Source organism: Anaeromassilibacillus sp. SJQ-5, from assembly GCF_054108045.1.
The window spans coordinates 2750995-2763111 of sequence record NZ_JBPJWQ010000001.1 but is presented as its reverse complement, the minus strand read 5'-3'; the positions used below and the strand labels follow the sequence as shown (position 1 = coordinate 2763111).

General features: G+C 61.5%; 11 protein-coding genes and 1 rRNA gene. 9 read left to right on the top strand and 3 right to left on the bottom strand.

Features of this window, described 5'->3' with window-relative positions; genetic code table 11:
• Positions 1 to 31 precede the first annotated feature (31 nt).
• Genes ACSAMM_RS11770 through ACSAMM_RS11740 form a run of 7 tightly spaced genes read left to right on the top strand, consistent with a single transcriptional unit; the run spans position 32 to position 8978 of the window.
• A complete protein-coding gene (locus ACSAMM_RS11770) occupies positions 32 to 1069 on the top strand; it encodes an alcohol dehydrogenase catalytic domain-containing protein (protein ID WP_457791568.1) in 1038 nt (345 codons plus the stop codon).
• 11 nt (positions 1070 to 1080) lie between these two features.
• Positions 1081 to 2598 carry a xylulokinase gene (locus ACSAMM_RS11765; RefSeq protein WP_457791567.1) on the top strand — a complete coding sequence of 506 codons (1518 nt, stop codon included), beginning with the start codon at positions 1081 to 1083 and terminating at the stop codon, positions 2596 to 2598.
• Entirely contained in the window at positions 2595 to 3476 is an 882-nt protein-coding gene (locus tag ACSAMM_RS11760; RefSeq protein WP_457791566.1) for a D-psicose 3-epimerase, read from the top strand. Before ACSAMM_RS11765 ends, ACSAMM_RS11760 begins: the two co-directional genes overlap by 4 nt.
• A complete protein-coding gene (locus ACSAMM_RS11755; RefSeq protein WP_457791565.1) occupies positions 3473 to 4891 on the top strand; it encodes an L-fucose/L-arabinose isomerase family protein in 1419 nt (472 codons plus the stop codon). The genes ACSAMM_RS11760 and ACSAMM_RS11755 overlap by 4 nt, the downstream gene beginning before the upstream one ends.
• Positions 4892 to 4913: 22 nt before the next feature.
• Positions 4914 to 5624 carry a deoxyribose-phosphate aldolase gene (deoC, locus tag ACSAMM_RS11750; RefSeq protein WP_457791563.1) on the top strand — a complete coding sequence of 237 codons (711 nt, stop codon included), beginning with the start codon at positions 4914 to 4916 and terminating at the stop codon, positions 5622 to 5624.
• 26 nt (positions 5625 to 5650) lie between these two features.
• Positions 5651 to 8164, top strand: a complete 2514-nt coding sequence (locus ACSAMM_RS11745) for a glycoside hydrolase family 2 protein (RefSeq protein ID WP_457791561.1) — start codon at positions 5651 to 5653, stop codon at positions 8162 to 8164.
• Between the two features lie 25 nt (positions 8165 to 8189).
• The gene (locus tag ACSAMM_RS11740; RefSeq protein WP_178720738.1) at positions 8190 to 8978 is read left to right on the top strand and encodes a DeoR family transcriptional regulator; all 789 of its coding nucleotides are present in this window, start codon (positions 8190 to 8192) and stop codon (positions 8976 to 8978) included.
• A 48-nt stretch (positions 8979 to 9026) separates the two neighbouring features.
• Here ACSAMM_RS11740 and ACSAMM_RS11735 read toward each other — a convergent pair whose 3' ends face one another.
• Together ACSAMM_RS11735 and ACSAMM_RS11730 are read right to left on the bottom strand one after the other, a co-directional pair.
• Positions 9027 to 9197, bottom strand: a complete 171-nt coding sequence (locus ACSAMM_RS11735) for a helix-turn-helix domain-containing protein (RefSeq protein WP_457791559.1) — start codon at positions 9195 to 9197, stop codon at positions 9027 to 9029.
• Positions 9149 to 9667 (bottom strand): hypothetical protein, encoded by a 519-nt coding sequence (locus ACSAMM_RS11730; RefSeq protein WP_457791558.1) that lies wholly within the window; start codon positions 9665 to 9667, stop codon positions 9149 to 9151. The genes ACSAMM_RS11735 and ACSAMM_RS11730 overlap by 49 nt, the downstream gene beginning before the upstream one ends.
• A 142-nt stretch (positions 9668 to 9809) precedes the next feature.
• On the opposite strand from ACSAMM_RS11730, the gene rrf reads away from it, so the two are divergent.
• Positions 9810 to 9927, top strand: a 5S ribosomal RNA gene (gene rrf, locus ACSAMM_RS11725).
• Positions 9928 to 10118: 191 nt separating this feature from the next.
• The gene (gene tnpA / locus ACSAMM_RS11720) at positions 10119 to 10571 is read left to right on the top strand and encodes an IS200/IS605 family transposase (protein WP_457790176.1); all 453 of its coding nucleotides are present in this window, start codon (positions 10119 to 10121) and stop codon (positions 10569 to 10571) included.
• A 530-nt stretch (positions 10572 to 11101) separates the two neighbouring features.
• Here the strand turns inward: tnpA and ACSAMM_RS11715 are convergent.
• Positions 11102 to 12076 (bottom strand): HAD family hydrolase, encoded by a 975-nt coding sequence (locus ACSAMM_RS11715; protein ID WP_457791556.1) that lies wholly within the window; start codon positions 12074 to 12076, stop codon positions 11102 to 11104.
• Positions 12077 to 12117 lie beyond the last annotated feature (41 nt).

Sequence of the window (12117 nt, the reverse complement as noted above, 5' to 3'; positions counted from 1 at the left end):
GGGGGCTCCTCCCGCAGAAAGGAGATTGCGCATGTTAGCCGCGAGAATGTATAATAAGAAAGACATCCGGGTGGAGGAGGTGCCGACGCCGGTCATCGGGGAGGACGAAATCCTTCTGCGGGTCAAGGCGGCGGCCATCTGCGGCACCGACGTGCGGATGGTGAACAACGGCTATAAGGGCATCTCGCCCGAAACTCCCCGCATCCTGGGCCATGAGCTCAGCGGCATCATCGAGCGGGTGGGGAGCCGCGTGACGGCTTACCGGCCCGGGCAGCGAGTGGCGGTGGCCCCCAACATGGGCTGCGGGGTCTGCGCCGACTGCGTGGCGGGCAACACCCATCTGTGCCGCACCTACGAAGCGCTGGGCATCAACCTGGACGGCGGGTTTGCCGAATACATGGCCATTCCCGCCAAGGCGGTGGCACAGGGGAACGTGACGCTGCTGGAGGATGGCGTATCCTTCGAGGAGGCCGCTATCAACGAGGCGCTGTCCTGCGTATGCAACGGCTTTGAACGCTGCGACATCCGGCCGGGGGACGACGTGCTGATTATCGGCGCGGGGCCCATCGGGATTATGCACGGGATGCTGGCCCGCATGGCGGGCGCGGGACGGGTGTACATAAACGACCTGTCCGCCGAGCGCCTGGCCACCTGCAAGGCCATCGACCCCGCCTTTCTCACAGTGGAGGGGGACATCGAGGAGGTCATCGCCCGGGACACCCGGGGCGAGGGGGTGCAGGTGTGTATCACCGCCTGCCCCTCCCCGGCGGCGCAGGCGACGGCGCTGCGGGTCTGCGGGAACAACGCGCGGATAAATTTCTTCGGCGGCGTGCCTGCCGACCGGCAGCCGGTGCCGCTGGACACCAATCTCATCCACTATAAGCAGCTAAAGGTATCGGGCACCACGCGGGCCAGCCTTACCCAATTCCGCAAGACCCTGCGCTTTATTTCCAGCGGCGTGCTGAACGTGAAGCCGCTCATTACCCGCACCCTCCCCCTGACCGCCATCGGCCAGGCGCTGGACTATGCGGCGGCGGCGGACGGCCTGAAAAACGTGATTCTTTTTTAGGAGGCGGGCGTATGCGACCCTGTTTCATCGGTTGCGACATTGGCACCCAGGGCACTAAAACGGCCATATACGCGGCGGACGGGGCCTTGCTGGCCGACAGCTTCGAGGCGTCCGTCCTGCTCCATCCGGAGCCCGGCGCCGTCACGCAGGATCCGGAGGAGATGCTGGGCAGCGTCTGCCGCACCATTCGCGCCGCCCTGGAAAAGAGCGGAATAGCCCCCGGGCAAATCGCCGCGGTGGGGGTGGACGCCCAGATGGCGGGGATTCTTGGTGTCGGCGGAGACGGGATAGCGGTTACGCCGTACGACTCCTGGCTGGATACCCGCTGCGCACCTTATGTCAGCACCATGAAAGAGGCGGCGGAGGAGGCGGTGATCCGCCTGACCGGCGGGCAGGTGACGGTGAACCACGGGCCGAAAATCCTCTGGTGGAAGGGCGAGCGGCCGGAGGCCTACGCCCGGATCGCCCGGTTTGTGCCGCCTTCCGCCTATGTGGGGATGCGGCTGTGCGGCCTGACGGCCCGGGACGCGTACATCGACGACACCCATCTGCATTTCACCGGCTTTGCCGACAATCCGAACCGCCGGTGGGACGAGGGGCTTCTCGGGGCCTTCGGGGTGGCGGCGGAGAAAATGCCGGCCATCCGCCGGCCTGCCGAACGAATCGGGATGCTGACCAAGGAGATGGCCGCGGCCTGCGGCCTGCCGGCGGGGATACCGGTGGCGGCGGGCTGCGGGGATTCGGCAGCCTCCGCGCTGGGGGCCGGGGTGCTTCGGCCGGGCGAGGTGTACGACGTGGCGGGTACCGCCTCTATCTTTTCCTGCGTGACCGATCGATACGCCCCCGATTTGCGGCATAAAACCCTGCTCTTTACCCGTTCGGCGGCGGATGGGCTGTGGAACGCCCTGGCGTATATCAGCGGGGGCGGGATGTGCCTGCACTGGTACCGAAAGCTCAGCGCCCTGACTTACAAGGAACTGGACGAGGCGGCAGCGGGGGCCGCGCCAGGATGCGGCGGCCTGCTGTTCCTGCCCCACTTCGCGGGGCGCACCTGCCCGAGCGTTCCAGAGGTGCGGGGAACTTGGCTGGGCCTTGGCTGGGAGCACGGGACAGGGACGCTGTTCCGCAGCATCCTGGAGAGCGTCGCTTACGAATACCGGCTGTATCTCGATATCCTGCGGGAATCGAATCCGGCGCTGCGCCCGGATACGGTGACCGGCGCGGGCGGCGGCTCCCACAGCGCTGTGTTCAATCAAATCAAGGCCGACGTGCTGGGGCTGCCTTACCGGCCGCTGACGGGAGGCGACACCGCCACCAGGGGCGCCGCCATCCTCGCGGGCTGCGCCGCGGGAGCTTACGCTTCCCCGCAGGAAGCGGCCGCCGCCATCCGAAGCCCCGGACCCGCCCGGCTTCCGGAAACGGCATACGAGGCCTTGTACGGCGAGAGGACGGCCGCTTATCGGCGCGCGCTGGAGGGAGCGGCCGTGTTATACCGGAGTCTGAAGAATGGGGAAGGAGACGCGCCATGAATCCGATTGGTATTTATTTTGCTTTTTGGGAGCGGGAGTGGCAGGGCGATTATCTGGCCTATGTGCGTAAAGTGAAGCGGCTGGGCTTCGACATCCTGGAGCTGGGGGCCGGGGCGCTGCCGGACATGACAGCGGCCGAGCGGCGGGCCGTGGCCGACGCCGCCCGGGAGGAGGGCGTCCGCCTGACCTACTGCATCGGCTTGCCGCCCCAGTATGACGTGTCCAGCCCGGATGAGAGCGTCCGGCTGGCAGGCGTCCGGTATGTGAGCACCCTCCTTGATTGCATCGGGGAGATGGGGGGCGGCACCCTGGGCGGCATCGTCTACGCCTGCTGGCCGGCGGCGGAAATGTCCATTGACCGCAAGGCCGTCATGCGGGGAAAGGCCCTTCTATCCGTACGGGAGCTGGCCAAGCGGGCGGAGGACCGGGGAGTGACCTATTGCTTGGAAATCGTCAACCGGTTCGAGCAGTGCCTGCTGAACACCGCCGAGGAGGGGCGCGCCTTTGTGGACGAGGTGGGGCATCCGGCGGTCAAGCTCCTGCTGGACAGCTTCCACATGAACATCGAGGAGGATCACATCGGGGCCGCCATCCGGGCCTCCAAGGGGTACCTCGGTCATTTCCATATGGGGGAATGCAACCGTAAGGTGCCCGGTCGGGGACACATGCCCTGGGACGAGATGATGCGGGCGCTGGCGGACATCGGGTATGACGGCGGCATCGTGATGGAGCCCTTCGTCAAGCCCGGCGGCCAGGTGGGCCAGGATATCAAGGTGTTCCGGGATCTCAGCGGCGGCGCGGACGAGGCGGAGATGGACGCCATGGCGAAGGAAGCGCTGGAGTTTATACGAGAAAAGAATCGGAGGGCATTCACGTGAAATGGATAAAAATCGGGATTCTCACCATGTCCGACGGGCGGGAATACCTGCACGAGGAATACGAGGAGATGAACCTGCGCTACCAGCGGGACATTGCCGCCGCGCTGGAGGCCACCGGTGATTTTGAGGTGGTGCAGGGACAGTGCGCTATCCATACCAATGCGGAAGCACGCGCCGAAGGCCAGCGGCTGCGGGATGCCAACGTCGAGGCGACCATTTTCAACTTCGCCATCTGGTGCTATCCCCAGTTCACGGCGGTGGCGCAGAATTTCGCCCCCGGCCCGTATCTGCTGTTTTCCAATCTGCATCCGTCGGAATGCGGCATGGTGGGCATGTTGGCGGCGGCCGGCACCCTCGACCAGCTGGGGGTGAAATACACCCGGCTGTGGGGGACGGTGAGCGATCCGGCGGTATTCCAGCGGATGACGGCGTTCCTGCGGGCGGCTGCGGCCGTCCGCAGGCTGCGGGGGCTGACCTTCGGCAATTTCGGCGGCCGGCCTCTGGGCATGTACACGGCGGTGGCCAATCTGGAGCAGTGGCAGCGCGAGTTCGGCATCGACGTGGAAAACGTGGAGCAGGACGACATCATCCGGACCGGCGAGGAGGAGCCCGCCGAGCGGGTGGAAGCCGCCTTCCGGTGGCTGGAAGCCCATGTGGGAGAAATCGCCTACGACGGCGAGGGGCTGACGCCCGACAAGCTGAAGCTGCAAATCCGTTCCTATTACGGCCTCAGGCGGATTATTGAGCGGCGGGGGCTGGACTTTATCGGCATTAAGGCCCACGGGGATCTCACCGATCGGTACATCACCATGGACGTGGCGGAGGCCTTCCTCAACGACCCCTATGATTGGGACGGCCCTCACGAGCCTATCGTGGCCGCCACCGAGTCAGACATGGACGGCGCGCTGACCATGCAGATTTTCAAGCTGCTGACCGGCTCTCCGGTGCTGTTCGCGGACGTACGGCACTACGACAAGGAAAATAATGTGTGGTTCTTCTCCAATTCCGGCACGCACGCCACCTATTTCGCGGGCGGCAGCCTCGATCCGGAGGAGAATCTGAAGCACGTGACCTTCTACCCCGAGACCCATTATTACCCCGCCGGCGGGGCCAGCGTCCATCACTTCGCCAAGGGCGGGCAGGTGACCCTGGCCCGTCTCGCCCGCAAGGACGGGAAATACCGGATGACCATCGTGCCGGCGGAATTCGTGGATTTTCCGCGGGAGAAGGCCCTGGCCCTCGGCGCGACGACCACGCCGGCCTGGCCCTGCGCCTTTGCCCGGCTGGAGGTTTCCGCCGACGAATTCCTGAGCCGTTTCCCCTGCAACCATATCCACGGCGTATATGGCGACTGCGTGGAGGAGCTGAAAACCGTGGCCCGTCTGCTGGATATGGACGTGGACGTATTTGCGTGATAAAATAGGAGGAATCCATCGTATGAAAACAGAACTGACCGCCGCCAGCCTTGCCAAATATTTTGATCAGACCTTGCTGAAGCCTTATGTCAGCGACGCGGATTTCAAGGCCTTCTGCGAAGAGAGCGCCCGGTATCATTTCAAGATGATCGCCATCAATTCCGCGCCGGTGGCCAAATGCAAGGCTTACCTGAAGGACAGCGACGTGCTGGTGGGCGCGGCCATCGGGTTCCCGCTGGGACAGACCACCATCGCCGACAAGGTGTTCGAGACCAAGCAGGCCATCGCGGACGGGGCGGACGAGATCGACTATGTCCACAACATCGTGGAGCTCAAAAGCGGCAATCTCGCTTATGTGGAACGGGAGATGCGGGAGATCGTGGAGGTCTGCCGCGCCGCGGGCAAGACCAGCAAGGTGATCTTCGAGAATTGCTATCTGACGGATGAGGAGAAAAAAATCCTGTGCGAAATCGCCTTGAAGGTGAAGCCGGATTTCATCAAGACCTCCACCGGCTTTGGCACCCCGGCCCCCGGCGTGGCCGTGGGCGCGACGGTGGCCGACGTGAAGCTGATGAAGGCCATGGTGGGCGGTGAAATCAAGGTCAAGGCGGCCGGTGGTGTGCGCACCCTGGACGATGCGCTGGCGATGATCGAAGCGGGAGCCGAGCGGATCGGCACCAGCGCCGGCGTCCCGATTGTGGAAGAATTCAAGACGCGCTTTGAAAAGGGCTGACGCCTGATAAGAAGGAGGAAACCGTTATGGCTCAGGAGAATCCGCAAGTCCGCCGCTCTCTTGACGAGGTGGAAAAGGCGTATTGGAATCCCGGCCCCTCCCCGCTGGACGCGCCCCTGACGCCCTGCACAATGCTGCCGGCCATCCCCGCGTGTGAAGACGCGCCGCTGACGGCGCTGTCCCTGGACGGGGAATGGGAGCTGGCCCCCGACGGATATACAAAGGATCGGGTGGCTGGAGACTGGGCGGACGCCATCCCGGCGCGGGTGCCGGGCACGGTGCACACCGCCCTGCTGGAACACGGCGATATTCCCGATCCGATGGTGGGCAGGAACGACAAGCTGGCCAGAGAGAACAGCTACCGCGTGTGGTGGATGAAGCGGCGGTTTTCCGCCGCCTCCCTGGAGGGGGAGCCGACGCTGATTTTCGAAGGGGTATGCTATCGCGCCCGGTTCTGGCTTAACGGCACGTATCTCGGGGAGCACAGCGGCATGTTCGGCGGGCCGACATATCCGGTGGGGCATCTGCTGCGTGAAGAAAACACGCTGGTCGTCCGCATTGAGAACGCGCCGGCCGACCCCATGGCCTATTCAGAATACGCGGATCACGACGAGGGCTGGAAAAACGGCGTGGTCATCAACTGCGTCTACGGCTGGCATTACGCCTGCATCCCCACCCGGGGCATCTGGGATTCCGTGCGGCTGGAGGGCAGGCCGGCTCTCTGCCTGGAGCGGCCGTTTGTGGCGGCCCGGAATCCGCAGGCGGGGCTGGCGGACATCTGCCTGCCCGTGACAGGCGAGGGGGACGCGGTGTTCACCGGCGTCATCCGGCCCGTGAATTTCGAGGGGGAGAGTTGCGCCTTCCGCGTGGAGGGGGCCGGAGGGCTTCTGCACACGCAGGTGTCCATCCCCGATCCCCATCTCTGGTGGCCGAACGGCCACGGTGATCCCTGCCTGTATGAGCTTCAGGTGCTGATGGAGGCGGGGGGCGCGAGGCAGAGCCGGCGGGTCACCTTTGGCCTGCGCACCATCGAGATGGCCCCGCTGCCGGAGGGGCCCCGCGAAGACCGGCACAACTGGACCTTCGTCGTCAACGGCAAGCCCTTGTTTGTCAAAGGGGTCAACTGGTGCACCACCGACGCGCTGCTCCGCTGCCCGCGGGAGCGGACGGAGCGGTTCCTCACCCTGGCCAAGGAGCAGCACGTGCAGCTGCTGCGCGCCTGGGGCGGCGGGATCCCTGAGAGCGACGATTTCTACGACCTGTGCGACCGGCTGGGGCTGATGGTCATGCAGGAATGGCCTACCTGCTGGGACAGCGACAAGCAGCAGCCCCGGGAGGAGCTGCTGGAGACCATTCGGTGGAACATCCCCCGCCTGCGCAGCCATCCGTCCCTCATCCAATGGGCGGGCGGCAACGAATCCCCCCAGGCGGACGGGGAGACCATGGAAGCCATGGCCCGCCTCTGCTACGAGCTGGACGGCAGCCGGGCGTTCCACCGCACCTCGCCCTGGGGCGGCTCGATCCATAACTACAACACCTACTGGGCCATGCAGGACATCGACGCCACCCTGCAGCTGAAAGCGCCTTTCATGGGGGAATTCGGCATGGCCTCCGCCCCGAACCTGGAAAGCGTGCGGCGGTATCTGCCCCGGGAGGAATGGGACGAGTGGGATGTGACGGCGAAAAATAGCTTCAACTATCACACGCCGCGCTTCAACGAATGGCCGGGCGATCCCGATATGAACCATCTGCTCAAGAGGGTGCCGGAATTCTACGACGCGGACACCATGGCGCATTTCATCATCGCCACCCAGCTGGCGCAGGCCACCTGCATCCGCCACACGCTGGAGAGCTTCCGCGCCCGCTGGCCGGAATCGACCGGTATCTGCTACTATAAGCTGACCGACGTGTATCCCGCCTGCTCTTGGTCGACGGTGGATTATTATGGCGTGCCCAAGCGCTCCTACTATGTCCTGGCGGACAGCTACGCGCCCTTGCACGCCTGTGTGACCACGGAATCGACGACGCTGACGCCGGGCGGGGCGCTGCCGGTTTTCCTGCTCAACGATACGGCCGAGCGGGGCGACTACTGTGTGACCATCGCGGCCTATGACGCGGCGCTGCGGCCGGTTCTGCGCAAGAGCTTTGAGACGGACGGCGCAGCGGCGGTGATCCGGCTGGGCGATTTCGCGCCGGACGCGGGCGAAGGCCCCCTGTTTATCACGGCGGAGGTACGGCAGGAGGGGGCACTGCGGGATCGCACCTTCTACTGGTTCAATTACAAGGATCAGTCCGGCTGCCTGTTCGATCGGCCCCGCACGGCGCTGCGCGTCGCTGTGAAGGAGGGGGCGCTCACTGTTAGGAACGACGGGACGCTGCCTGCCGTCGGTGTGACGGTGGAATGCCCGGAGCACGATACCGTCTTCACCGCGGAGGACAGCCTCTTCTGGCTGGAGCCGGGGGAGAACCGGACGCTTGCAGTCAGCCACACGGAGGGCCTGCGGGTTTCCGCCTGGAACGCGGATACGGTAAACACATAACGAAAGCGAAGGGAAGGGGATCCGCATGGAAAAGGAACCGCTGTTTGCGCAGGAGAGACAAAAGGAGATTCTCGCATTGTTGGAAGCCGAGCAGAAAGTGCTGGTGCCCCAGCTGTGCCGGCAGTTTTCCGTGTCCCCCGCCACCATCCGCAACGACTTAAACGATCTGGAGGCCCGGGGGTTGCTCCGCCGCACTCACGGCGGAGCGATCCCGCTGAGCCGGACCGGACTGGAGCTGACGACGGCGCAGAAGACCGTACGCCGTATGGCGGAAAAGCAGGCCATCGCCGCTTGTGCGGCGGCAATGGTGGAAAACGGCGAGACCATCGCCATCGATACCGGCACCACCACCCTGGAACTGGCGCGATGCCTGCTGGCGCGCACCGGCCTGACGGTGGTAACCAACGACTTGAAAATCGCCGCGCTTCTGGAAGAGCAGTCCGACGCGACGATTATCCTCATCGGCGGCTGTGTGCGCCGTGGCTTCCACTGCACCATCGGCCCGCTGGCGATGCAGGGGATGGCGGAACTGCGGGTGGATCGCTGTTTTATGGCCACCAATGGCCTGACCGTCCACAGCGGTATGACCACGCCGGATATCGGTCACGCGGAGGTCAAACGGCATTTGCTGCGCATGGGGCAGCAGGTGATTTTGCTGTGTGACAGCGAAAAAATCGGAAAGGACAGCTTTGCCGTGGTGGAAGGGCTGGAAAGCGTGGATGTTTTGATAACAGACGCGAAGCTCCGTCCGGAACAAAAATCGGCCTTGGAAGAGGCTGGCCTGGACGTCCGGATGGCCCCGGAAAACCAATAGAAATTGAAACCAAGGCCCCTGCCGCCATGACTGCGGCAGGGGCCTTGGTTATTTCCAGTCCGCCATGTTGGAGTGCTGCTGCCGAAAGCGGGAGGGGGACAGGCCGTAGTATTTTTTGAAGGTGGCGACAAAATGGCTCATGCTGGTGTAGCCGGATTTTAGGGAGATGGTTAGGATGTCGTTGTCGGAATTGCGCAGCAGGTTGGCGGCGTAAACCATGCGTAGCTTGGTAATGTATTGATTGGGGCACCTACCTGCTGCTTCATGATTCGGCACAGATGGCCGTGGCTGAAGCCGGACAGACGCAGCAGCGCTGGCACGCCCGCCTCCAGGTTTTCCTGGGCGGTCATCTGCTCTAGGATACGGTGCAGCCATTCGTTATAGTGCGTTCCCTGCTTGAACTGCGCGTACCGGATGCAGGTGACCAGTGTTTCTACCAGCAGCATACGCAGACGGATATACAGCTCGGCGTTATTGCCGACGTAGAAATTCAAAAAGCTGTGATCCGTGTCCAGGGTGCAGTCGGCAAAGGGACGGATGTTGATCTTCGGCGGATAAAGCGGAGAGAGAAACTGCTGCTCCATCTCCTTGCCGAGATACTGACACGCTGCATAAAAATGATGTGCGGAGAAGCTGACGTTGATAAGCTCACATTCGGTCTTCCGATTCAGCAAAAATAATAAAATCACAAAAAAGACTTGCAATTTGAGAATCGGAGTGATATAATATCGTCTGCGAGTTGAAAGCATGGTTGTAAAAAACCTATAGGCTGCTGCGGCTCGCGCAGCGAGACGCTGGAGTCATTGGACTGGTCTCCAGAAGAATACTTTAGTTGGTGTCGATGGCGGTGGGGGTACACCCGTTCCCATCCCGAACACGGCAGTTAAGCCCACATAGCGTCGAAAATACTTGGCTGGAAGCGGCCTGGGAAAATAGACAGATGCCAACACTAAAAGCCCGTCGAAGTGATTCGGCGGGCTTTTTACTATGCTTAAGCATGTAGGGGACAGCGCGAAGCGGTGGCCCCTACAAAAAGCCGCCCGCTAGGCGGGTGGGATTGTGGGCTTAAGCAAGAGCAACACCTTTCCTGGTATAATGACGATGTTCAAGCCGTCAAAAAAGAAGGAAAGGTGTTGCTCTATGGCACAAAGTTTAGCACATTCAAAATGGGTATGCAAGTACCACATCGTGTTCAGTCCGAAGTATCGAAGAAAGATCATCTACAACCAATTACGAGTGGATATACAGCAGTATATTCGGGATTTGTGCAAATGGAAGGGTGTGGAGATATTGGAGGGGCATATGATGCCCGACCATGTGCATCTGCTGTTGTCGATACCGCCGAAATATTGCGTCTCCAGCTTTATGGGGTACTTGAAAGGGAAATCGGCAATGATGATCTTTGAAAAACACGGGAATCTGAAGTACAAGTTCGGCAACAGGCACTTCTGGGCAACCGGGTATTACGTGAGTACCGTTGGACTGAATGAGGCAACCATCAAGAAATATATCCGAGAGCAGGAAAAGCAGGATATGCTCGAAGACAAATTGACTACCAAAGAATACGACGACCCTTTCAAGGGTAGCCGGTAGTCAGTCCACTACGGCTTGAACATAGTGAAAGCCAGCGTCTTTTAGGCGCTGGCCTTCCTATGCCCTTCTAGGACTCCTTCATGCCACCCGTTTTACGGGTGGTCATGACTGGTAGAGTTTCGCGAGTACACCTGTTTCCATCCCAAACACGACAGTAGAAGAACCGTGAGCGGAACATTGCGTAGAAGATGCTGATCCGGGGAAATACACAAAAGAGCCCGCTGTGGATGTGCAGCGGGCTCTTTTGCAGCTCTGGAAGCCTATTTTCTTCTGAGGATGGAAACACAGGCTGAAGAAATTGACGGGAAGCGGCGCCGGAATAGGTAGTCGGCGGTAGTATGGGATGTACCCATTTATCGGCAGCCTTAAGGGAGCAGAGGCGCAGGAAGGCCTATATTTCCGTATGCCGCATTATTAAGCTGTTGATTTTCTGGCTTTTGCTGGAGTTGAATTTTGCACTTTTTGAGCGCGATCGGTTACAGCTTAGACCGTGCATGCTAAACGACACGTCGCGCGGTTTTTTGTTTGGGTTATCCCAGGATGACGGGTAGCGCCTCCAGCAAATCACCGCACATGGTATGACACAGGCAGGTCACGCCACTTTGGCGGATATTGCCGCCCTCCATGCCGATACAGGGGAAGCCGGCCAACCGGGCCGACACCACGCCTGCGGAGGAATCTTCCATGGCAAAGACACTTTGGCTGTCCCAGCCCAGCCCCAGGCCGACGCGGGCGGTTTCCGCGTAGAGCCATGGATGGGGTTTTGGCTCCAGCTCCCCAAGGGTTCCAACCTGTCCGGGACCCAGGGCTGTGCCGGCGGAGATGATGGCGTCGTAGAAGTTCAGCGGATCCCCCATCCCCAGGGTACGGAAAGCGGAGACAATCTCCGGCAGAGCTTTTTCGGTCAGACCACTGGTAACCAGACCGATTTTAACGTCCGCTTGTTTGAGAGTGGTAAGAAACTCCTTTAGATGAGGGGCGGGGGTGAAGGCGCCTTCCCGGCCACGGCCGTGCATAATTTCGTCCATTTCCCGGCGGGTGATACTGAAATACGCCTGGCGCGCCTCTTCCACGGTCTTATCCGGACAATATTTATCTAGGCAGTACTGCAAATGCTCCGATACCGAGTGACCGGAAACAAAGGGCAGATCGGCATCTTCCAGGGAAAAACGGGGATTGTCGAGGAGGAGGGCGACACTCTGCTGAATAATCCAAATCCAGAAACTCTCGGAATGCACGGAGGTGCCGTCCAAGTCCATTAACACCGCCCGGGCGGGAAGATGGCAGCAAGGCCGCCGCAACGGGTACACCGCAGGGTAGCCGAGGGAGGAGCGGACGTGGCAGTCGACATGATTTGCGTACACAATAAAGTCCACCTTTTGATCCGCCGGAGTGTAAATCGCCTCCACGCCATTTTTTCCGGCGCAAAACCGGCCGTCGGCCGCCTCGCTTGCCTCTATGAGCTCCCGGCGGTAATCGTTACCCAGCACATCTTCCATTCGCATATCTATTACTCCTTATTTATAATATGGCGCGGAGGCTTTTG